General features: G+C 69.4%; 19 protein-coding genes, 1 tRNA gene and 2 pseudogenes. 10 read left to right on the forward strand and 12 right to left on the reverse strand.

All coding sequences use genetic code 11. The features are described from left to right. The coding region (locus ACQKIP_RS05640; protein WP_427742250.1) for an ATP-binding cassette domain-containing protein at positions 1-246 on the reverse strand (246 nt) is incomplete at its 3' end. A 387-nt stretch (positions 247-633) separates the two neighbouring features. On the opposite strand from ACQKIP_RS05640, the gene ACQKIP_RS05645 reads away from it, so the two are divergent. Continuing rightward, positions 634-716 (forward strand) — tRNA-Leu (locus ACQKIP_RS05645). A gap of 28 nt (positions 717-744) precedes the next feature. Here ACQKIP_RS05645 and ACQKIP_RS05650 read toward each other — a convergent pair. Then, positions 745-2,394 (reverse strand): IclR family transcriptional regulator domain-containing protein, encoded by a 1,650-nt coding sequence (locus ACQKIP_RS05650; RefSeq protein WP_365863813.1) that lies wholly within the window; start codon positions 2,392-2,394, stop codon positions 745-747. 131 nt (positions 2,395-2,525) lie between these two features. Here ACQKIP_RS05650 and ACQKIP_RS05655 point away from each other — a divergent pair, with 131 nt between their 5' ends. The 3 genes from ACQKIP_RS05655 (at position 2,526) to ACQKIP_RS05665 (ending at position 6,171) form a co-directional block, all read left to right on the forward strand. Further along, entirely contained in the window at positions 2,526-3,704 is a 1,179-nt protein-coding gene (locus ACQKIP_RS05655; RefSeq protein ID WP_365863811.1) for a 4-hydroxybenzoate 3-monooxygenase, read from the forward strand. Between the two features lie 70 nt (positions 3,705-3,774). Beyond that, positions 3,775-5,187: an MFS transporter gene (locus ACQKIP_RS05660; protein WP_365863810.1), complete on the forward strand. Its 1,413-nt coding sequence runs from the start codon at positions 3,775-3,777 to the stop codon at positions 5,185-5,187. Between the two features lie 66 nt (positions 5,188-5,253). Next, on the forward strand, positions 5,254-6,171 hold the full coding sequence (locus ACQKIP_RS05665; RefSeq protein ID WP_361199167.1) for a Bax inhibitor-1/YccA family protein: 918 nt from the start codon (positions 5,254-5,256) through the stop codon (positions 6,169-6,171). Positions 6,172-6,265: 94 nt separating this feature from the next. Here ACQKIP_RS05665 and ACQKIP_RS05670 read toward each other — a convergent pair whose 3' ends face one another. Beyond that, complete coding sequence (locus ACQKIP_RS05670; protein ID WP_160505450.1) at positions 6,266-6,496, reverse strand: DUF4287 domain-containing protein; 231 nt, start codon at positions 6,494-6,496, stop codon at positions 6,266-6,268. 102 nt (positions 6,497-6,598) lie between these two features. Here ACQKIP_RS05670 and ACQKIP_RS05675 point away from each other — a divergent pair, with 102 nt between their 5' ends. Beyond that, positions 6,599-6,910 carry a hypothetical protein gene (locus tag ACQKIP_RS05675; protein WP_365863808.1) on the forward strand — a complete coding sequence of 104 codons (312 nt, stop codon included), beginning with the start codon at positions 6,599-6,601 and terminating at the stop codon, positions 6,908-6,910. A gap of 55 nt (positions 6,911-6,965) precedes the next feature. On the opposite strand, the gene ACQKIP_RS05680 is transcribed toward ACQKIP_RS05675, so the two are convergent. The 3 genes from ACQKIP_RS05680 to ACQKIP_RS05690 all read right to left on the reverse strand — a co-directional run bounded on the left by ACQKIP_RS05680 (position 6,966) and on the right by ACQKIP_RS05690 (position 10,912). Continuing rightward, on the reverse strand, positions 6,966-7,784 hold the full coding sequence (locus ACQKIP_RS05680) for a hypothetical protein (protein WP_365863806.1): 819 nt from the start codon (positions 7,782-7,784) through the stop codon (positions 6,966-6,968). 255 nt (positions 7,785-8,039) lie between these two features. Beyond that, positions 8,040-9,260: an acetyl-CoA C-acetyltransferase gene (locus ACQKIP_RS05685; protein WP_365863805.1), complete on the reverse strand. Its 1,221-nt coding sequence runs from the start codon at positions 9,258-9,260 to the stop codon at positions 8,040-8,042. Positions 9,261-9,898: 638 nt separating this feature from the next. Then, positions 9,899-10,912, reverse strand: a complete 1,014-nt coding sequence (locus tag ACQKIP_RS05690; protein WP_365863804.1) for an SGNH/GDSL hydrolase family protein — start codon at positions 10,910-10,912, stop codon at positions 9,899-9,901. 155 nt (positions 10,913-11,067) lie between these two features. On the opposite strand from ACQKIP_RS05690, the gene ACQKIP_RS05695 reads away from it, so the two are divergent. Beyond that, the gene (locus ACQKIP_RS05695; protein ID WP_365863802.1) at positions 11,068-12,459 is read left to right on the forward strand and encodes a cystathionine beta-synthase; all 1,392 of its coding nucleotides are present in this window, start codon (positions 11,068-11,070) and stop codon (positions 12,457-12,459) included. 271 nt (positions 12,460-12,730) lie between these two features. On the opposite strand, the gene ACQKIP_RS05700 is transcribed toward ACQKIP_RS05695, so the two are convergent. The 3 genes and pseudogenes from ACQKIP_RS05700 to ACQKIP_RS05710 form a co-directional block, all read right to left on the reverse strand. After that, on the reverse strand, positions 12,731-13,516 hold the full coding sequence (locus ACQKIP_RS05700; RefSeq protein ID WP_365863800.1) for a phosphodiesterase: 786 nt from the start codon (positions 13,514-13,516) through the stop codon (positions 12,731-12,733). A 97-nt stretch (positions 13,517-13,613) separates the two neighbouring features. Further along, positions 13,614-14,036, reverse strand: a complete 423-nt coding sequence (locus ACQKIP_RS05705; RefSeq protein ID WP_365863798.1) for a hypothetical protein — start codon at positions 14,034-14,036, stop codon at positions 13,614-13,616. Positions 14,037-14,092: 56 nt separating this feature from the next. Beyond that, positions 14,093-14,413, reverse strand: a pseudogene (locus tag ACQKIP_RS05710) (cytosine permease); the annotation flags it as partial. A gap of 51 nt (positions 14,414-14,464) precedes the next feature. Here ACQKIP_RS05710 and cutA point away from each other — a divergent pair. Further along, the gene (cutA, locus tag ACQKIP_RS05715; RefSeq protein WP_365863796.1) at positions 14,465-14,797 is read left to right on the forward strand and encodes a divalent-cation tolerance protein CutA; all 333 of its coding nucleotides are present in this window, start codon (positions 14,465-14,467) and stop codon (positions 14,795-14,797) included. Positions 14,798-14,801: 4 nt separating this feature from the next. Here the strand turns inward: cutA and ACQKIP_RS05720 are convergent, their stop codons facing one another. After that, positions 14,802-16,136 (reverse strand): helix-turn-helix domain-containing protein, encoded by a 1,335-nt coding sequence (locus tag ACQKIP_RS05720; RefSeq protein ID WP_365863794.1) that lies wholly within the window; start codon positions 16,134-16,136, stop codon positions 14,802-14,804. A gap of 280 nt (positions 16,137-16,416) precedes the next feature. On the opposite strand from ACQKIP_RS05720, the gene ACQKIP_RS05725 reads away from it, so the two are divergent. Genes ACQKIP_RS05725 through ACQKIP_RS05735 form a run of 3 tightly spaced genes read left to right on the forward strand, consistent with a single transcriptional unit; the run spans position 16,417 to position 17,221 of the window. Continuing rightward, positions 16,417-16,623, forward strand: a complete 207-nt coding sequence (locus tag ACQKIP_RS05725) for a hypothetical protein (protein ID WP_365863792.1) — start codon at positions 16,417-16,419, stop codon at positions 16,621-16,623. Further along, positions 16,620-16,958 (forward strand): hypothetical protein, encoded by a 339-nt coding sequence (locus tag ACQKIP_RS05730; RefSeq protein WP_365863791.1) that lies wholly within the window; start codon positions 16,620-16,622, stop codon positions 16,956-16,958. Before ACQKIP_RS05725 ends, ACQKIP_RS05730 begins: the two co-directional genes overlap by 4 nt. A 29-nt stretch (positions 16,959-16,987) precedes the next feature. Next, a complete protein-coding gene (locus tag ACQKIP_RS05735; RefSeq protein WP_365863789.1) occupies positions 16,988-17,221 on the forward strand; it encodes a hypothetical protein in 234 nt (77 codons plus the stop codon). Positions 17,222-18,629: 1,408 nt separating this feature from the next. Here ACQKIP_RS05735 and ACQKIP_RS05740 read toward each other — a convergent pair. Together ACQKIP_RS05740 and ACQKIP_RS05745 are read right to left on the reverse strand one after the other, a co-directional pair. Next, positions 18,630-20,258, reverse strand: coding sequence for a recombinase family protein (locus ACQKIP_RS05740; RefSeq protein ID WP_365863787.1), 1,629 nt, complete (start codon positions 20,256-20,258; stop codon positions 18,630-18,632). A gap of 23 nt (positions 20,259-20,281) precedes the next feature. After that, positions 20,282-21,388, reverse strand: a pseudogene (locus ACQKIP_RS05745) (purine-cytosine permease family protein); the annotation flags it as partial. Positions 21,389-21,451 lie beyond the last annotated feature (63 nt).

Genomic DNA, 21,451 nt, shown 5'->3' on the forward strand with positions numbered 1-21,451 from the left:
CAGCTCGGTTTCGCCGATCCGCACGGAGCCGCCTCTGAAGCTGTCTAGGCCCGCGACGCAGTGCATCAGGGTCGACTTGCCGGAGCCCGACGGGCCCATGATCGCGGTGAACTCGCCCTGCCGGAAGTCGACGGAGACATGGTCCAGGGCGACCACCTGGGTCTCGCCCTGGCCGTACACCTTGGAGAGATCCGTGGCGCGCGCGGCCACTGCGGTGGTGCGGGCGGCGAAGGGTGTGGTGGTCACGGGGCTGCGCTCCTGTCGGACGACGTGTGGGGACGTATTCCATCGTCCTTGCGGATCAGCGCCGTGTAGTCAGCCGCTGTTCCGGTTCCGGGGGCCCTCTCCAGTCGGACTCGAGTCGGTTGTGTCATACCTGGGGATGACCTCGACCCCTGACACGAGTACCACCCGCCAGTGACCCGACGATGTGACCGGAGGCAGCTAAATTCCGTCATTCCGTACCGGAGGCCGCACAGCGGCGGAAGGGCCTGCGGCATGTGCCGATGGGCCGGACCGGTGGCTGATGCACCCTCAGACGTCAATAAAATAAGACAACATCGGGCTGTTGTTCCGCTGTTCGGGGGACGCCTCCCGATAGGGTCGAATCACCTTATGCGGAGCCCATTGCCTGCCCGGATGGTGGAATGCAGACACGGCGAGCTTAAACCTCGCTGCCCCTAGCGGGCGTGCCGGTTCAAGTCCGGCTCCGGGCACCTCCACTGCACGTCGAGGGTACTTCCGCTACGGCATCGGTACGCCGTTGAAGCGGGCCGCCGTGTGCAGATCCGCCTCGATCGCCGCCGCCGTGCCGCGCAGTGCCGGAAGCAGCGCCCCCACGGTCTCATCCAGGGGTGCGGTGCCCGCGTGCTGCGCCACGTTCAGGGCGGCGACCACCCGCCCCCGTGCGTCCTTCAGGGGCACGGCGACCGAGCGCAGACCCTCCTCCAGTTCCTCGTCCGCGGTGGCGTACCCGTCGGCGGCGGCCCGGTCGAACAGGCGCTTCAGGGCCGCCGGGTCGGTGACGGTGTGCCGGGTGAGCGCGCGGGGCGGCGCGGCCTTCAGGAGGCGTGCGCGGTCCTCCTGCGAAAGGCCGGCCAGCAGGACCCTGCCCATGGCGGTGGGGTAGGCGGGGAAGCGGGTGCCGAGCGTGATGTAGACGCTCATGACACGGGTCGTCGCCGCCCGCGCCACGTACAGGATGTCCGTGCCGTCGAGCACCGTCACCGACGCCGACTGGTGGACGCGGGCGGTCAGTTGCCGCAGATGCGGCTCGGCGATGTCGGCGAAGCCGAGGCCGGAGAGGCGGGCGTGGCCGAGCTCCAGGATGCGGGGGAGCGGGCGGTAGAGGCGGCCGTCGTGCGCCGCGTACCCCTCGAGGGCCAGGGTGTGCAGGCAGCGGCGTGCGGTGGCCCGAGGCAGGCCGGTGGCCGCGGCGATCGCGGTGAGCGGGAGGCCGTCGCCGCGGGCCCCGCCGAGGGCGCGCAGGACGGCGAGGCCGCGGGCGAGCGACTGGAGGTAGCCGGGGCCGAGCTCGGCCTTGGCCTCGCTCGGCTGCTCGTACGGCAGGGTCTCCCCGTCCGTATGAGGTGCCGTCACATCGGCATGATCGTCCGGCAGTTGAGCCGCAGGCAGGGATTCCAGGTGTGCGGCCTCCGCCCGCAGCCGCGGCAGCACCAGCTCCGCGAGGCCCTGTGCCGTGTGCCTGCTGGTGTGGCTCACCACGGACAGGGCGTACCGGGCGCGGCCCGCGGCGTCCCGTACCGGAACCGCGGTCGCGATGAGCCCCGGCTCGATCAGCTGGTCGTCGAGGGCCCACCCCGTCACCCGCGAGCGCTCCACGCGGTCCGCGAGCTCCGGCGGCGGTGCGGCGGGCCCCGGCGGCAGCGCGGGAAAGGCCTCGCCCCCGGGGTCGGCGGCCACCCGGGCCCGCCACGCGGCCCACGCAGCGTCGTCCCACTCGGCGGCGAACAGCGCGCCCGGCGCGCACCGCTCGGCGGGCAGCAGATCCCCGATGCGGAAGGCCACCGACATCGCGCGGCGCCGCGCGGCCTGCGTGACGAAGCGGACGCCGTCGCCGTCCGGCACCGCGAGGGACACCGACTCGTCCAGCTCGTCCGCGAGCCGGGCGGTGCGCGCCGCGACCTCGCCGCTCAGTCCGCTCGCCGCGAGGTAGGCGTTGCCGAGCTCCATCAGGCGGGGCGTGAGGCGCAGTTCCTGGCCGTGTTCGCGTACGTAGCCGATGCGGGCCAGGGTCGCCACCACCCGGTCCACCGTCGAGCGGGCCAGGCCGGTCGCGCGCACCAGGTCGCCCGCCCTGACCTGATCGGCGACCGCGAGGGCGCGCAGGACCGCGAGACCGCGCTCCAGGGGGCGTACGGACTCTTCCGGCATGGCGCTGCTCCTCGCACGGGTGGAAATCGGGTGCCCCGGAACCGTTGACAGCCGATGGGTCCGGTCGGAGACTCCCGTGCAACACATTATGAACGAAAGTTCACCAGGCGAACAAGGGGAGAGGGCGGCCGATGCGCACCACCGTCGGAATCATCGGAGCCGGACCGGCCGGGCTGCTGCTCGCCCGCCTGCTGCACAACGCCGGCATCGACTCCGTCGTCCTGGAGACCAGGGACCGCGCCTACGTGGAACAGCGCCAGCGCGCCGGAATCCTGGAACAGGGCACCGTCGACGTCCTGCGCGAGGCGGGCGCCGCCGCGCGCATGGACCGCGAGGGCATCCCGCACGACGGCATCGAACTGCGCTTCGACCGCCGCAGGCACCGCGTCGACTTCCCCGCCCTGACCGGCGGCAGGTCCGTGATGGTCTACGCCCAGACCGAGGTCTGCAAGGACCTCATAGCCCTCCAGCTCGCCGCGGGCGGCCCGCTGCTCTTCGAGGCCGAGGCGCTGGCCGTCGAGGGCGCCGAGACACCGAACCCGCGCATCCGCTTCCGCCACCGGGGCAGCGAGGACGTCCTCGAATGCGACTACGTGGTGGGCTGCGACGGCTCCTGGGGCGTGGCCCGCAAGGCCGTGCCCGCCGATGTCTCGCGGGTCTTCGAGCGGACGTATCCCTTCGGCTGGCTCGGCATCCTCGCCGACGTACCGCCCTCGCACGACGAACTGGTCTACGCCCGCCACGACCGCGGCTTCGCGCTCCTGTCCATGCGCTCGCCCACCGTCACCCGCGCCTACCTCCAGGTCCCGGCCAAAACCGACGCCGCCGACTGGGGCGACGAGGAGATCTGGGACGAGCTCGACCGCCGCCTGGAGACCGACGACCCCTCCTGGACGCTGAAGCGCGGGCCCGTCACCGCCAAGTCCGTCACGCCCATGCGCAGCCTCGTCCACGAGCCCATGCGGCACGGACGCGTCTTCCTCGCCGGGGACGCCGCCCACATCGTCCCGCCCACCGGCGCCAAGGGCCTCAACCTCGCCGTCGGCGACGTCGTCACCTTCGCCCGCGCGCTCACCGAACTCCGCGAGACGGGCTCCGACGCCCGCCTGGAGGCGTACTCGCAGACCTGCCTGCGCCGCGTCTGGCAGGCCGAGCGCTTCTCGTACGCGATGACCACGATGCTGCACCGCTCGCCGGGGGCCACGCCCTTCGACGACCGCATCCAGCTCGCCCAGCTGGACCGCATCACCACCGCACGCCCGGCCGAGACCGACCTGGCCGAGAGCTACACCGGATTCCCGCTCGACTGACACACCCCCCGCTCGCACTCCCCGCTCGCACCCCCGTCCCCACCAGGTCCCACAAAGAAGTGAGAGCCCCGTGACCGCTCCCCGAGACGCCGCGCCCCAAGGCGCCGCTCCCGAACGCACCTTCAGATCAGTCGCCCCCGTCATAGCCCTGTGCTGGCTCGTCGTCTTCTTCGACGGCATGGACGTCAACATCTATGGCGCCGTGATGCCGCACCTCATCGACGACAAGGACTTCGGCTTCACCGCGTCGACCGCGGGCACCATCGGCTCCTGGACCACCTTCGGCATGCTGATCGGCGCCCTCGGCTGCGGCACCCTCACCGACTGGCTCGGCCGCAAGCCGATGGTGACGGGCAGCGTCGCGCTGTTCTCCCTGGGCTCCGCGATCTGCGCCCTCGCGCCGAGCGCCGCCGTCTTCGGCGGCGGCCGCTTCATCGCCGGGCTCGGCCTCGGCGGTCTGATGCCGATCAGCCTCGCGATCGTCGCCGAGTTCGCGCCGCCGCGCAGGGCCGCGCTCGCCACCGGCCTGATGATGACCTCGTACCACGCGGGCGGCATGGCGGCCACGGGCCTCGGGCTCGGCCTCGGGCCCGACCACGGGTGGCGCGTCGTCTTCTGGGCGGGCGTGATCCCCGCGGTCGTCGCCATCCCGCTCGTGGTGAAGTGGCTGCCCGAATCGCCCGGCGTGCTGCTCGCCAAGGGCAGGGCGAGCGAGGCCGAGGCCGTCGCCGCGCGCTACTCGCTGCCGTCGCCGACGCTCGCCGAAGCCCCCGAGGCCGGTGCCAAGGGGCGGTTCGCCGCCGTCGCCTCGCTCTTCGCCCCCGGCCAGCGGCTCGCGACCCCGCTCCTGTGGATCGCGTCCTTCGCCGGGCTCCTGCTCGTCTACGGGGTCTCCACCTGGCTCCCCGAGCTGATGCGTGCCTCCGGCTACTCGCTCTCCTCCTCCGTGACCTTCCTCATGGTGATCAACGCGGGCGGCATCGTCGGCATGCTGGTCGCGGGCCGGGCCGCCGACAAGTTCGGCGCCGTGCGGATCTCCGCGATCTGGTTCCTGCTCACCGCCTGCGGCACTTTCCTGCTCAAGGCGGAGCTGCCGCTCGGCGTCGCGTACGGAGTCGTCTTCGTCACCGGCATCTGGCTCTTCTCGGCGCAGGTGATGGTCTACGCCTCGGCCCCTTCCGTCTACACGCCCGCCCAGCGCGCCACCGGGCTCGGCTGGATCACCGGCGTCGGGCGCACCGGCGCCGTCGTCGGCCCGTGGCTGGGAGGCGCCGTCGTCTCCGGCGGAAACGCGTCCCTCGGATTCACCACGTTCGCCGTGGCCGCCGTGCTCGGAGCCGTCGCGATCTCGCTGGTGCCACTCGTCCGGCGCAGCCGCCGTACCCCCTCGGACGAGGGCGTATCCGCGGCCTCACCGGGAACAGAGAGCACCGGGCCGAGCGTTCTTGGTCACAAGGAGGGAAAGATCCTCCCCAAGCACTAGGGTCTTCCTTTTGCCTACGCATTACTCTTGAGCCAAAGCCACACACGGTGGCCATGGAGGAGTGAGATGAGGAGCAGTAACCCGGTCTTCTCGCGACGGGGGTTCAGCCGCGACAACGGCTACGCGGGCTTCGGCCAGCAGCAGCCGCAGGCCGGGGGACCCGCGGGCGGGACGCAGACCCAGCAGGGCAATCCGTACGCGACCGCGGGCCAGCAGGCCCCCGCCAATCCGTACGCGACGAACCCGTACGCCCAGCAGGACCTTCAGTACGGCGCGCCGCAGGCCCCCGTAACCACCGCCGGCCGCATGACGATGGACGACGTCGTCATGCGTACGGCCACCACCCTCGGCACGCTCCTGGTGACGGCCGCCCTCGCCTGGGCGCTGCTGCCGGTGGACGACGCCAACATCGGCAAGTCGTACGGCATCGCGATCGGCGCAGGCCTCGTCGCGATGGTGCTCGGCCTGGTGCAGGCCTTCAAGCGCAAGGCATCGCCCGCGCTGATCCTGACGTACGCCGCCCTGGAAGGTGTCTTCCTCGGCGTCGTCTCCAGCGTCGTCGACAACCGCATCGCGGACGGCGCGGCCATGCAGGCCGTGCTCGGCACGATGGCGGTCTTCGCCGGTGTCCTGATCGCCTACAAGGCGGGCTGGATCCGCGTCAACCGTCGCTTCTACGGCTTCGTGATGGCCGCGGCGATGGGCTTTTTGCTCCTGACCGCCGTGAACCTCCTGTTCATGGTCTTCGGCGGCGGTGACGGCCTCGGCTTCCGCAGCGGCGGCCTCGGCATCGTCTTCGGCATCGTGGGCATCCTGCTCGGCGCGTGCTTCCTGGCCCTGGACTTCAAGCAGGTCGAGGACGGCATCGCGTACGGCGCCCCGAAGGAAGAGGCCTGGCTCGCGGCCTTCGGTCTGACGATGACGCTCGTCTGGATCTACCTCGAGTTCCTGCGTCTGATCGCCATCCTCCAGGGCAACGACTGACGCGCCCGACACACCGAAGGGCCCCGCGGAACGGACGTTCCGCGGGGCCCTTCGCGTATGAGTGATTCGCCGAACGAGTCAGGGGACAGGGGAGTCAGAGCAGCTTGCGCGCGGCCCGCCGCAAGTCGTACTCGTGAATGATTGCCTTGGCGTGCCCGTACGCCAGATTGTGCTCCGCGCGGAGCCAGCTGACCTTCTCCTCGAAGCGGAAGAGCGAAGGGCCTTCGTCTACGGCACGAAGCCAGTCGGAGATTTCACGACCGGTGCAGTGGGGGATGCGGGCGATCAGATTGCGGTGGGTCTCCTCGGAGAAGACTTGGGACATCGGCGCCTCCGGACGCGTCGCGATGTGTTCCGTCCTTCACGACACCGTGCCTGAGCGTCGGGACGTTGGCAACAGTCCCGTCGGTGCGCATAAGGTCGCCGGGTGCTTGATACGACGCCTTTGACGGCCGCAGTGGACCAATTCGCCGACCGCTTGCGGGCCGCCCCGCAGAGTCGCTTGCAGCGGGGGGCGGCGGCCGAGGCGCTCGCTCTGGCCAGGGAACTGGCGGCGTGGGCGCAGCGGATGGAGGTACCGGACGCGGAGCCGCGGGAGATGCCGGACGCCGGGATGTTCGCGGCGGCCGATCAGATCACGGTCGCGGGGCGGGATTTGGCCCTTGTGCTCGATGATTCCGGTCAGCTCGCGGAAGCACTGACGCTCGTCGAGGAGGCGCAGAAGCGCGCCGGAGTGTGACCGGGGTGGTACGGGGGTGTGGTCCGACCCCGGCGGGCGCCGGGGTCGCGTGGGGTCAGACCGAGGCGATGACGCGGTCGGCCAGGATGTAGACGTTCTCGGTGCCGCACTCGAAGGTCAGGGCATACGCACCGGAGACTCCGGAACCGCCGAGCAGGACCGGGGCGTGGCCGTCGCGCAGGGCGCCGGCGAGCAGCTCCGCGGTCTCGCGGTGGCCGGGCGTCATGCACAGCGTGGTGCCGTCGGTGAAGACGTAGACGTCCAGGGTGCCGAGCGGTCCGGGGCGGACGTCGGCGAGCGCGGTGCGGGCACCGGCCAGTTCTTCCAGGCAGGCGACGGTGCGCTCGTGGTCGCCGTTGACGGGCGACTGCACCGGGACGAAGTCCGGGTGCGAGGGGTGGCGGCGGCGGGCCGCGGCCAGCTCGGGGGAGTCGGCGGCGAACTCGTCGGCCGGCTCGGCGTACGGCTCGATGACCGGCTCCAGGCTGTCCGCCTCCAGGCCGGAGAGGTCCGCCTGGCGGGGCAGGAACAGCTCGTCGGCCATGTCGGAGAGGCCCGGCAGGCCGCTGAGCAGGGAGGGCGCGTCGGAGGCGTCACGGGCTTCCTGGGCGGCCCAGAAGGCCCGCGCCTCGGCCAGCTCGCGCTCGCGCTCCTCGGCGAGGGCTTCGGCGACGGCCGTGCGTATCTCGTCGGCGTCCGCGGCCGTGCGGGCAGCGGGTACGGCGGCGTTCGCGTTCTCCGAGCGGCTCTGGGCCAGCTCGGCGCGCAGGGCGGTGATCTCTGCGAGCTGCTTTCGCAGGCCGTGTACGGCGTGCAGGGCGGCGGCGCCCACGGCCGTGGCAGCGGCCGTGGAGAGCAGCAAGGCAATAGGCATGGCGCTCACTGACGTACTCCCGGTTTCAAGTCGACCCCCGACTTCCTACATCAGCTTGAAGGCTGCACGATCCACCTGTCAGTGCATTACGTCACGAATTGGACAGGTCTTTCGGCCCGGAGTTTATCCACAGATGTGCTCTGACCTGGGCATATGCATCTCCCCCAGGAGATAGGTCACATCCTGGGGGAGATTGAGTCACGAATCAATGGAGACGTGAGGGGTTTCCGTGTCCGGAAGGGGCGTCCGAGGCGCTCAGCTGAGGCGCTCGATGACCATGGCCATGCCCTGGCCGCCGCCGACGCACATCGTCTCCAGGCCGAACTGCTTGTCGTGGAACTGGAGGCTGTTGATGAGCGTGCCGGTGATGCGGGCGCCGGTCATGCCGAAGGGGTGGCCCACCGCGATGGCACCGCCGTTGACGTTCAGCTTGTCGATCGGGATGTCCAGGTCGCGGTAGGAGGGGATCACCTGGGCGGCGAAGGCCTCGTTGATCTCGAAGAGGTCGATGTCGTCGACGGTGAGACCGGCGCGGGACAGCGCCTGCTTCGACGCCTCGACCGGGCCCAGGCCCATGATCTCGGGGGAGAGGCCGGTGACGCCGGTGGAGACGATGCGGGCCAGCGGGGTCAGGCCGAGGTCGCGGGCCTTGGTGTCGCTCATGATCACGAGGGCGGCGGCGCCGTCGTTGAGCGGGCAGCAGTTGCCCGCGGTGACCAGGCCGTCGGGGCGGAAGACGGGCTTGAGGCCCTCGACGCCTTCGAGGGTGACGCCGGCGCGGGGGCCGTCGTCCTTGCTGACGACGGTGCCGTCGGGGGTCGTCACCGGGGTGATCTCGCGCGCCCAGAAGCCGTTCTTGATGGCTTCCTCGGCGAGGTTCTGCGAGCGGACGCCGAACTCGTCCATGTCACGGCGGGTGACGCCCTTGGCGCGGGCCAGGTTCTCGGCGGTCTGCCCCATGGAGATGTACGCGTCGGGGATCAGGCCGTCTTCGCGGGGGTCGTGCCAGTTCGAGCCCTCGGTCTTGCTGACGGCCTCGGTGCGGGCCTCGGCGTCGGCGAAGAGGGGGTTGTGGGTGTCCGGGAGCCCGTCGCTCGAGCCCTTGCCGAAGCGGGAGACCATCTCCACGCCGGCGGAGATGAAGACGTCGCCCTCCCCGGCCTTGATGGCGTGCAGGGCCATGCGGGAGGTCTGGAGGGACGAGGAGCAGTACCGGGTGACGGTGCAGCCCGGCAGGTGGTCCATGCCCATCTGTACGGCGACGATGCGGCCGAGGTTGTGCCCCTGCTCGCCGCCCGGCAGACCACAGCCGAGCATCAGGTCGTCGATGAGCTTCGGGTCGAGCCCGGGGACCTTGGCGAGGGCGGCCTCGATGACCGTGGCGGTCAGGTCGTCCGGCCGCAGATCCTTCAGGGAGCCCTTACCGGCGCGGCCGATCGGCGTACGGGCGGCGGAAACGATCACGGCTTCGGGCATCACGGCACTCCTGTGACGAGGGGGCAGGACTCCTTGGGAAGTTACCTGCACGTATTGCCATAGGTCACCGGCCGGGGACTGTGATGCGGGCCGCATTTTTCTAAGCGCTTGCTCAGCTCTGGCGGGGGCGCCTCGCGGGGGCTGCCGTGCGGTGACTCCCGCCGCTGCGCGTCGGCTCTGCCCCACCGGCCCGCCCGTTCACCCGGCGTGATCTCGCCCACCGGAGGCCCAGGCTGTCCTGACCGCCGCTGCGCGCCGGCTCTTCCCCACCCGCCCGCCCGTTCGCCCGGCGTGATCCCGCCCACGCCACGCGCGCCTGCCGGCTGCGGGGCGCCCCTGGCCCGGCGCTTCGCGCCGGATGCTCCCCGCCCACCCACCCGATCACCCCGCATCCGCCCCTGACCCAACCCATTGCACCGCCGGGTAATCGGGCGGGTGGGCGGGAGTGATCCGGCGCGAAGCGCCGGGCTGGTGGGCGGCGACCCGCAGCGCAGCACCTGCGGGAGGGCCCGAGCGGCCGTCCCGCCGCGTGGGGGTCGCCGGGCTGGTGGGCGGCGGCCCGTAGTGCAGCAGCGGCGGGCGGGCCTGAGCGGCCGTCCCGCCGGGCGAGGGGCCGGATTGGCCCAGCCCCCGCAGGGTCACTGCGGCAGCGGCGACGGGTCCGGGGCGTGGTGGATGCGCCGGCGGCGGCGGCGTTTGAGGAGGGCCCAGGGGCCGCGCGGCCCCGTGGGCATGGCGGCGGCGACCTCCGTGCCGCCCTCCGACGCCGCCTGCGCCGCCGCACGGGCCACCGGCAGGAAGCCCTCGCGCCGGGAGACGTCGGGGCGCTCCTCCTCCGGCCACAGGCCCAGCGCGGCGCACAGCGTCGGAAGCACCGCCATCGCCGCGGTGGCGTACCCCTCCGCGGAGGGGTGGTAGTTGTCGGGGCCGAACAGCTCCCTGGGGTTCGCCAGGAACTCGGGGCCGAGCAGATCACCGAGCGACACCGTCCGCCCGCCCTGCTCGACCACCCCGATCGTCTGCGCGGCGGCCAGCTGCCGCGAAACCCGCCGGGCCATCCACCGCAACGGCTGGTAGACGTTCTCCACCGTCCCCAGGTCGGGACAGGTCCCGACCACCACTTCCGCCCCCGCCGTACGCAGCCTGCGCACCGCCGCCGACAGATGCCGCACGGAACGCGTCGCGGGCATCCGGTGCGTCACGTCGTTCGCGCCGATCATCACGACGCAGACGTCGGGCACCCAGGACGGCGACTCGGACAGGATCAGCGTCGTCTGGCGGTCGAGGTCGTCCGACTGGGCCCCCGGCAGCGCCACGTTCCGCAGCTCCACCGGCCGCTCAGCCACCGCGGACAGCCCCGCCGCGAGCAGCGAGGCCGGAGTCTGCCGGGCCCGGTAGACCCCCTGGCCCGCGGCGGTCGAATCGCCGAGCATCGCGAACCGCAGGGGCTCCGCGCTGTCCGCGTACCCCCAGCCGTAGCGTCCGTCCGCCCGCGGTGGAGCCGGATGCTCCCCGCTGTTCCCGACCGAGCGCTTCGCCAGCTGCACCTCGGCGAGCACCACTCCCACGGCCGCAGCCCCAAGGAGCCCGATGCCTCCGCCGCCGTACGCCGCGCCTGCCGCGATCCGCCTCGCCACCCTCGCCCTCGACATGCCCCGCAGCCACCTCCTCGTAGCCAATCCGCCATACATCAACTAATTGCCCCGTTAGGACGGTCGGCCAATCGCATGCGGAGGTGAACGACTGAACGGGACCCTTACGCTGACGACACCCATTCGTCGCACTACATCGCAGCCCGGAGACAACGGTGCAATTCCACGACTCGATGATCAGTCTCGTCGGCAACACCCCGCTGGTGAGGCTCAACAACGTGACCACGGGCATTCAGGCGACCGTCCTGGCCAAGGTCGAGTACTTCAACCCCGGCGGCTCCGTGAAGGACCGCATCGCGCTGCGCATGATCGAGGCGGCCGAGCAGAGCGGTGAACTCAAGCCCGGCGGCACGATCGTCGAACCCACGTCCGGCAACACCGGGGTCGGGCTCGCCATCGTGGCCCAGCAGAAGGGCTACAAGTGCATTTTCGTGTGCCCCGACAAGGTGTCCCTTGACAAGATCAACGTGCTGCGCGCGTACGGCGCCGACGTGGTGGTCTGCCCCACGGCCGTCGATCCCGGGCACCCGGACTCGTACTACAACGTCTCGGACCGCCTCGTGCGCGAGACCCCCGGCGCCTGGAAGCCCGACCAGTACAGCAACCCGAACAACCCCCTTTCGCACTACCACTCCACCGGCCCCGAGCTGTGGGAGCAGACGGAAGGAAAGATCACCCATTTCGTCGCGGGCATCGGTACCGGCGGCACCATCTCCGGGACGGGCGGCTACCTGAAGGAGATCTCCAAGGGGCAGGTCAAGGTCGTCGGCGCCGACCCCGAGGGCTCCGTGTACTCGGGCGGCTCCGGGCGGCCCTACCTCGTCGAGGGCGTCGGCGAGGACTTCTGGCCGACGGCGTACGACCGCAACGTCACGGACGAGATCATCGCGGTGTCCGACAAGGACTCCTTCCAGATGACGCGTCGCCTCGCCAAGGAGGAGGGGCTGCTCGTCGGCGGTTCCTGCGGCATGGCGGTCGTGGCGGCGCTGCGGGTCGCGGAGCGGCTCGGTCCGGACGACGTGGTGGTCGTGCTCCTGCCCGACTCCGGGCGCGGCTACATGAGCAAGATCTTCAGCGACGAGTGGATGAACGACTACGGATTCCTGGAGCAGGCCGGTGACGCGCCTCGCGTGGGTGACGTACTGAGCCGCAAGGTCGGCGGCCGACTGCCCTCGCTCGTCCACATGCACCCGGAGGAGACGGTCGGCGAGGCCATCGACGTACTGCGTGAGTACGGCGTCTCGCAGATGCCGATCGTCAAGCCGGGCGCGGGCCACCCCGACGTGATGGCGGCCGAGGTCATCGGCTCCGTTGTCGAACGCGAGCTCCTGGACGCCCTGTTCGCGCAGCGCGCCTCGCTCTCCGACCCGCTGGAGAAGCACATGTCGGACCCGCTGCCGCAGGTCGGCTCCGGTGAGCCGGTGGCGGACCTGATGTCGGTGCTCGGCGGCGCCGACGCGGCGATCGTCCTGGTCGAGGGCAAGCCGACCGGCGTGGTGAGCCGTCAGGACCTGCTTGCCTTCCTGGCCGAGCAGCAGGGCCAGTAAGCACGGGGTGTGCGGTGAGCCGTGGGACGGACTTCGCGGAAGTGGTACGAGCGCGACACGTCCGCGCAGCACACGCTTAACACGGCTCGGGCACATTGGTGGTTGTCGGCGTACAGGAACTCCGGAGCGGCTCCCGGACCTCTGAACGCCCGGACGCAGGCCCGGTCCTGACCCGGCCGGCGTCCCCCGCGGGGACCGCCGTCGTCCCGCCCCCTGGTTCACCGGGGGTGCGGCGGTCCCCGCGCACGAACTTCGTATACGGGCTCGGCCCTCAGTACCCCTGGATCTGCCCCGCCGCATGGCTCACCGGCACCGTGTGCGTGACCCAGCCGGTGGCCGTTCGCAGGTGGAGCTGGAAGGCGGTCGGTTCGGGTACGTAGCCCATGGCCCCCTGCGCGCTCATCGTCAACGAGCTCTGGAGATACGTCGACGGGGCGGTCGAGAGGGTGGTGCCCGCGTAGCCGCCGGTGACCGGGCGGTGCACGTGGCCCGCGAGGACCCGGACCACCTGCGGATGGCGGGCCAGCACCCGTGCCAGGTCCGCACCGTCCGCCAGGCGCATGCCGTCAAGGAACGGGATGCCGATGTCCGCCGGGGGATGGTGCAGGCAGACCAGGGCGGGTACCTCCGGGCGGGCCGTCAGCCGGGCGTCCAGCCAGGCGATCTGCTCCTCGCCGAGGTGGCCGTGCCCGGCGCCGGGGACCTTCGAGTCCAGGGCGAGCAGCGTCAGGTTCTCGTACTCGACGGTGTACCGCGTGGCGTGTGTGCCGCCGAGATGCCCGGTGCCGCCGAAGGCCTTGGCCAGGGCCGCCGGGTCGTCGTGGTTGCCGGTCGTCAGGTGCAGGGGCAGCGGGAAGCCCGTGATGAGTTCGCGGAGCTGCTCGTACTCCTCGGGGCGGCCGTGTTCCGTCAGGTCGCCGGTGATCACGACGCAGGCGGGCCGGGGCTCCAGGGCGAGGACGCGGGTGAGCGCGCGGCGCAGGGCGGCCGCCGGTTCGGCGGCCAGCGGACCGGTGGTCAGGTGCGGGTCACTGAGATGCGCGACGGAAGTGGTCATGGCGTCACGCTCCGCCGCCGGGCGGGGTCCGCGCCACCGGTCCGGCTCAGAGCGGAAACTGCCGGGGCCGGAGCGAGCCGGAGCCGGAGCCGTGGGCTCAGTCGGCCCACTCCGACTTGCGGGCGCGGTCCTTGCCGCGGCCGAAGTTCAGGCCCCGCAGCGAATGCACCGCGTTCACGCCGACGATGCCCCCCCAGGTGACGAAGAGGCCGGGCAGGTCGGCGTTGACCACGCCGATCGCGGACAGCGGCACCGCCAGGATCAGCGAGATGATGCCGAAGCCGAAGCGCTCGCCCCAGGAGTCCACGGGGTTGTTGGGCGCGCGCGAGCCCCGGGCGACGACCATCTGCTGCTCGGCCATGTGCCGGCGCATCCGACGGTCGATGGTGCCGTCCAGGCGCTGCTCGACCTTCCCGAGGAAGGAGTCGACCAGCGCTGACTCATACTCTTCGCCCAGCTCTCTGCGGGCGTGCAGAGTGGCGTCGAGTTCCTTCTTGAGTTCGGCGTCTCGGGCTTCCATAGCCTTTTAAGGTACGCAGCCGGTGACCGCCTGACAGTGGGGCTATCCCCCCTTTCTCAGCGGGCCCCAGCACCAGCCCCGGCCGCCGGTTCCTCCCGCGGCGCGGGGATGTGCGAGGTGTCGCGGCGGGCGAGCAGCCAGTACAGGGCCGCCGGGACCACCAGACCCACGATCCACGAGATGTCGGCCCCGCCGAGCGGCTCCACCAGCGGGCCCGTGTAGAAGTGCGTGGCCAGGAAGGGCAGCTGGGCGAGCAGGCCCACTCCGTAGACCGTCAGGGCGTCCCAGCGCCAGGCACCGTAGCGGCCCTCGGGGTCCGAGAGCGCCGGGATGTCGTAGCGCTCCTTGGAGATCAGGTAGTAGTCGACCAGGTTGCTAGATGCCTGCAAAACTGAGTCAGCGAAATCTGGGGCCATATGATCGTCGCCATGGCTGATTTCATGCAGGTGTCGACGGCAACAGAGACTCGCGATCAAGCGGTGGAACTGGCTCGCTCCGTGGTCACCGGGCGACTTGCTGCGGGGGCGCAGATCGTTGGACCGGTGGTCTCCGCCTTCTGGCATGCAGGAGAGTTCGGCACGGGGGAGGAGTGGCAACTTCTGCTGAAGACGCACGCTGAGCGGTACGCCGAGTTGGAAGCACACCTCTTGGAGCACCACCCGTGGAAGAACCCAGAGGTCTCGGCCGTGGCGATCGTGGCCGGGTCGGATGCCTACCTGCGGTGGGTGGCCACGACGACAGGACCGGCCTCCTCCGAGTAGCGCGTCAGGTCTGCGCCTTCTCCAGTACGTCGGAAACCTCGGGCAGCGCACGGTGATCGCTGAGCCGCCTCAAGATCGGGGCGAGGCGTTGCCGGGGACGGACGGATGCCACTCCGGCCGATAGGTCCAGTGCGCGGCTAACGGTCCTGGCGGACTGCTCGATCTCGCCTGCGGTCATGTACGAGTCGGCGAGCCACGACAGATACAGGCTCTTGTCCCGTGCGTGAGCGTCTTCGTACTGCGCAAGCGCAGATTCCAGGGTGGGGACTGCGCGCAAGGGGCGCTTTAGCTCCGTCCAGCATCGGCCGCTCATGATCTGTAGTTCGGTTCGGTCGACCCAAGCCACCCAGTCAGGTTGAGGTGCTTCCTCGATCTCATCGAGGGCGGACTCCGCATCGCTGAGGGCTCGTTCAGTCTCGGTCGGAAGACCGGCGACGGCGTATGACCAAGCGAGGCGTTCGTGCAAGAGAGCACGGACGCCTGGAGCTGCGTCGGGCCCGGCCGTGGAGCATGAGCGGGCGGCGATCTGTATTCCGGCTGTCCGGTCTCCGTTCACCGCTTGGTAGGCGAGGAAAGCGAGGGCGTTACCGGCGAGGGCGGTGTCCTGTGCATCGACGGCGGCTGTGTGGCTGTCCTTATAGAGGCTGGTTGCGTCGTTGTGTCGGCCTCCGTCGAATGCGGCCCAGCCTGCTTGCTGTGCCTGCTCGGCGAGTACGGAGAGCAGGGATCGGCCGGTCTCTTCCGTGTAGGTGCAGTCACGCAGTACGGACTTCGTGGCCTGGTACTCGCCCAAATAGACGCGGTAAGTGTCTCCGCCGCCTAGGACGTCATCGAGGCGGCGCAGACGTGCTGTGCGTTCCCGTAGCCGTTGGGGGAAGTCCCCTCCGACTCGTCGGCCGGTGACGGGGCGAGTGAGATCGGGTATGCCGATGGCCAGTCCCGCGCCGGTCGATGCCTTGATGAACTTCCTGCGCCGCACTTCGTCTCCGTCTCTCTGGGGGGCGGTGGAATGTGCAGGTTGGGGCAGGACACGCCGTTGCGTGGGTGCGGTCTCCCACTCGCGAGGAGAGAGGCCTAGATGGGCTCCGGGAATGCGTAGAGCATCGGCGATCCGCGCGATCTTCTCGAAGGTCGTCACGCTCCCGATGCCGCGTGCCAAAGCTCCAACGCGCTCCGGCTTGATGTCGCATTCGGCTGCGATCTTTGAGTAGCTGATGCCTGCCTCACTGCGTGCGAGGCGGAAGACCTCGCCGAAATCGTGGGCTGCGATCGCAGCTCTCATGCCTGCGTGATCCAGGAGTTCGCGCGGTAACGCGGTCGGTGGTTCGTAAGCCGTCATGAGAAGCCCCGTAAAGCCTGCTGGTGACACTGTGTCGCATCGGCCGATCAGTCAGCCTACCCATGATGGGGATACCCGCGTTGGGGAAGCCAGGAGCATTGCGCCGCCCGACAGTTGAGCGGTCGGACCCCCGCGACCGTGCGACCGGCCCGGGGGCATGGCCCACCTGAGAAAGCAGGTCGACATGCCGGACTGTATCGCTCGCTTCTTCGAGTCGTTGTTACGGCTCTTGCTTCCCTCTGCGGGGCGCCATCGATCTCCTGAACTGTCCCTGCCTGTTGTGAGCGTCGATGCCGCAACCCGGCCGCTGCCGCGTGTGCCTGTGTTGCGGGGTGAGGACATCGGGTTGGTTCGCCCGTACCTGGTCGCCTTCGAGCGGCGGCAGGAGGAGCGGCGGCAGAGGGCGCGGCGGCGTGAGCTGTGGCTGGCCGTGCATGGTGTGGATATCGGTCCGCGCCTGATCCATGGGGTGGAGGTGTCGGCGTGACGATTCAAGCGCGGGTGCTGCCGTGGTCGACGCTGGAGGGAAAGCCCTGCGTCCTGGTGGGCCCGGGTACGGGCTTCGTGTCGCGGCTGGCGGACAACATGGAAAGCGTGCAGCTGGGCATGGCCGGTGATCTCCTCGGACACGCGGCGCCCGTGATCGCCGACTCCAACGCCACGCCCGAGGAACTGCGCTTCGTGGCCGCGCGGCTGACCGAATCGCTGCGGGAGGTCCAGCGGATCGCAGAGAGCCGGGGTGATCGCCTGGCCGCATTCGATCACCCCGGCGTAGACGACGGCGATGAAGAGCCGCAGCCTTCCCCGGGGGCGTCCGGATGAGCGGGGGCAGTGCTCCGCGGGGCCGGTTCGTGCCGCTCGAATGGACGCTGGCGGCCATGCCCGGCTCGGTCGTGCGGCATGTCGGCAAGTGCCTCGGCTGTAGTGATCACTCGGTGGATTCGGCTGATCCGGATGCGGCGCAGTTGTGGTGTCTCAGGCACGCGGGTCTGACGGGGCATCGTGGCTTCGAGCTGTCGGCGTTTCAGTTCTTCAGTGCCGAGATCACCGATCCGGCGGCGGTGGAGGGGCGTACCTCGACCTAGAGCAGGGCGGGGCTGGCGTGGCCTCACTCCGTCAGTCCCGTCCGTTGGACTCCCCCGGTGTGGAGTGGGGAGAGCGGCAGGCGCTGGTTCCCCCGGTCTGCCGCTGTGGCCCCGGTTCTTCCTCCCCTGTGGAAGGGCCGGGGCCGTGCGGTGCGCGTGTGAAACCGGCCGCTGCGTTGAGCGGCTGTTTGATGCGTTCAGCGGATGTTGTGGCACGTCGAGACGGCCCATACTTTCTGACCAACGAGTCCGTGGGCTGGCCGTATTAGCCGTGCACCTAGTCGACCCTGGACCCCGCTCGGCGGACCCGTTAGGCGGCCCTCACGCGCGTTGTGGGTTGCCAGAGCACAGCGAGATGCCCGGTTGGGGACGCCTGCCCGGGCATCTCGTATGAGTGGGGACTTCAGCCGGGTAGTGGTGTGCGGTGGCCTCGCCGCCGGCCGTAGAGGCTTTGGGCGGGAGCTGCCATGGGGCGAGTGAACAGGGGGCCTTACGCTCACCAGCGAATCGGGCAGTCTCTTGGAGCCTGCCCGCAATGGCCCGATCGGCCCCCTGTTCTGCGAGGCTCGCCCCATGGCGGCTGCCTAAAGCCTCGTAGGCCGTCGGCCCCCGCCACATCTGGTGTACCGGTCAGCTTCCCTGCGGGCCCTTAAAGAACAGAGAAGAAGAGTTACGCCGATCCGGTCGGCGTGATCTCCGCACGCTCGGGGTTGCCTGCGGTCGCCGGGCGGTGGCCGTCCGGACGGGACCGGCCGAAGGCCGCACGCCCGGCCGGTGCGGCCGAAGCCGCCCGGCGCGCCGCAGGCGCGCCCTTGAGCAAGTAAAGGAAAGTTACGCCGATTCGGCTTGGCGGCAGACTCGATCTTCCTCTGTTCGCTTCAAGGGCCCGCGTGGACGCTGACGGGGGTGCCTAGTTGTGGCCTGGTGCCGCTCGGTCTGCATGAGGCCCTGGGGGCAGGCCTCCCATGGGCTCGTGCCGCGCCCGGGAACTCGGTGGACGCGATCGGGCGTTGGTCGGGATAGTGGGTGGAGATCTGCTGGGTCCACCCCCAACACGATCTTCTACCTCTGAGACTCTTCCTCTCTCTTCAGACTCCGACTCAGACGAGACGTTCGCTGCCCCGGCTTGGCGCGCCGGGTCCGGCCCCAGATGAGACGCCTTCCTGATCGTCTGTCCGGAAGAGGGGAATTCCCGTGGCTGCGCATCCTGCCCGTCGTCCGTCTCGTGCCCCGCGTCTGACTCGTGAGCAATGGTTGGCTCTGCATGTGAGCCGAGCCCCGAAGATCACACCCGAACAGTGGCGAAAGACCCAAGCCATATTGCGGAGCCGGGGTAGAGAAGGTTCTGAATAGGAGTGAGCCCCGATGACCAGAAAAGGTCATCGGGGCTCACGTTCAGTTTTTGGAGCTACCTTGTATTTTGCTTCCACACGGGCACGATTGTGGCGTGATCGAAAGCGGCGCGTCCTCGTGTCTGTGATGGGTAGACGATGATGGCTTGCAGGTACTGGCCGAGTAGTGCGCGCTTCCCCGGAATTGTGGCGTCTTCCCATTCTGCCCGTACCTGATCTGGAGCCTTCGACCGTTGTTCACGATCGGCCTGGGCGCGGCGAGCCTTGCTCACGCTGGCAAGTAGTTTCTTCTCCTGCGCCTCAAGCCCGGGGACGACGGCAAAGAAGGATTCTGGGCTGGTGGTTCCTTCCCGCATACCGGTGCGCATCATCGACAGCCGGTTCTGTACGTCCCTGAGCTTGGCTGCGTCGGCGCTCTCCTGCTGGGGCTCGGGTAGCCGCTGGCTCTCCGGCGGCTGGTCCTCCTCCAGGTGCAAGAACAGCAGGTCCTCTATCAGCTGGTCCAACTTGACCATGTCTCGCTGAGAGTTCCCGCATCCGCCGTTTGCGGGACTGGAGCACTTGTAGACGGTTCGTGCCTTGTTCCTCTTTGACGCCTTCAAGGAGATTCCGACCATCCGATGATTGCAGATAGTTCCGTCCGTCCGTGGGCGTGCGCACCGCAGTAGTCCGGATAGGAGGTATTTGCGTGTGCCTTGGCTGGTGAACTCCAAGCCTTCGTGGCGGCGCTCCATCTCGGCAATAAGGGATTCCCACTCCTCGACGGTGACGACGGCTTCCCATTTCCCCTGAATGTAGGAACCTTCGGCGTCCCGCAGTGCTAGAGCCTTTGGTGTTGGGGGCGGACCTTCACTGCTTTCGGTGTCCCCGGGGGCGTTCTCCGTTTCGTCGTTCGCATCATCGTCAGGTGCGGTGGAAGGGTGGAGATCTCCACTGTAGGAAGCGATACCGGCGACCCTCGGGGCGGTCATCATGCGCTTGATCGACTTGAGATGCCAGCGCTTGTTTCCGGCAGGTGCGATACCCGAATCAATGATGATCCGTGCGGCGCTTGACCATGATTCGCCGTTGATGAATGCGAGGATCGCGGCTCGCAGGGCTGCCGCTTCTTGGGGCTCCAGCGTGACGCGGTCCTCTTGCCATCCGAAGGGGCGGTTGGGCGGTAACCCTCGTCCGTCGTGGGCCCGTTGCAGCCGCTCGCGTGCGACTCGTCGTCCGGTGTCGGCGCTGCTCTTGTTGGCCATCGCGACCAACACCCGGGCCATGGCTTTGCCGTTCTCGGTCATGAGATCCAGCGAGCCCGTTACTCCGGAAACGGGCCGTTTGAAGTGATCGACTAAGTCGATCAAGTCCTCAAGATCGCGAGGTTGGCGAGCCAGTCGATCTAGGTCGTAGACGATGATCCCGTCGATCAAGCCGTCTTCGTAGTCCTTGAGCATCTGGCGGAACTCTGGGCGGATCACACGCCACACACTCCGGCCGTTCGGGAGCCGTATGCGCTTCTTCCGATAGGCGCTGGTGTCGTTCTCCGGATAGATCTTGCTGACCGTCCACCCAAGCTGAGTTGCCAGGGCTTGTACGTCCTCCGTCTGTCGAGTGACGCCCTTCTCTTCCTCGAACGGGTCGTCAGAGATCCTTACGTAGCCACCTGCACGCCGGGGCTTCCGGCTCCTCTGAACTGCCATGAGAACAACGTAGTTTGACGGGCTACCAGGTTGATCGCCGACCACGGCGTGAAGAACGTCAGGAGGAAGAGCAGGAAGTCCTTGAACGACGTCAGGAAGCTGTCCTTGCCGAGCAGCGCCACCACCGTGCCCGCCACCATGATCAGGGCGATGTACGCGGACCTGCCGCGCGGCGACAGCGTCTTCTGGCCCCGGAATCCGCTGATGCTCGTCACCATCGACATGAAGCCGCCGTAGGTGTTGAGCACGTTGATCGTCAGCTTGCCGAGCGCGATCACGAAGTACAGGAACGACGCGATCAGGCCCGTACCGCCCAGGCCGACCACGTACCCGACCTGGTTGTCGAGGAACGCACCGCCCGCGCTCGCCGCCACGAGCACGCCGAACGTCATCGACCACTGCGAGCCGAGCGCGGAGCCGGACAGGGTCCACCAGAACGTGGCACGCCCCGATGTCGTACGCGGCAGATAGCGCGAGTAGTCCGCGACGTACGGACCGAAGGCGAGCTGCCAGGAGGCCGAGAGGGAGACGGCGAGCAGGAACATCGGCAGGTCGAAGTGCGCGTCGTCCAGGAGCGCCGAGAGGTCCACGCGGTCCAGGAGCCGGATGCCCAGGTAGATGAAGGCGAGCGCGCAGATCACGCTCGCCACCCGGCCCAGGACGTGGATCACGCGGTAGCCGACCGCCGCCACCACCGCCGTGATCACCGCGAAGACGATGATGCCGGTGGTGTCGTTCGTGTGCGTGAGCCGCGCCGTGGCCTGTCCGGCGAGGACGCTGCCGCTGGCGAAGAACCCGACGTACATCAGGATGACGAGCAGCAGCGGCACGACCGCGCCGCGCACCCCGAACTGGGCGCGGGACTGGATCATCTGCGGCAGGCCGAGCTTCGGGCCCTGCGCCGAGTGCAGGGCCATCACCGCCCCGCCCAGCAGATTGCCGAGCAGCAGGCCGATCACCGACCAGACCACGTCGCCGCCGAAGACGACGGCGAGCGCGCCGGTGACGACCGCGGTGATCTGGAGGTTGGCGCCGAGCCAGAGGGTGAACTGGCTGAACGCCGTGCCGTGCCGTTCGTCGTCGGGGACGACGTCGATGGAGCGCCGCTCCACCAGGTCTTCAGCTGCCATGATCCGGAGAACTCCCTGCTGCTTGCCGGTCGAACTACCTCGTGCCGGTGCTGCCTCGTGCCG

Source organism: Streptomyces sp. NPDC059900 (assembly GCF_050270335.1).
Classification (GTDB): Bacteria; Actinomycetota; Actinomycetes; order Streptomycetales; family Streptomycetaceae; genus Streptomyces.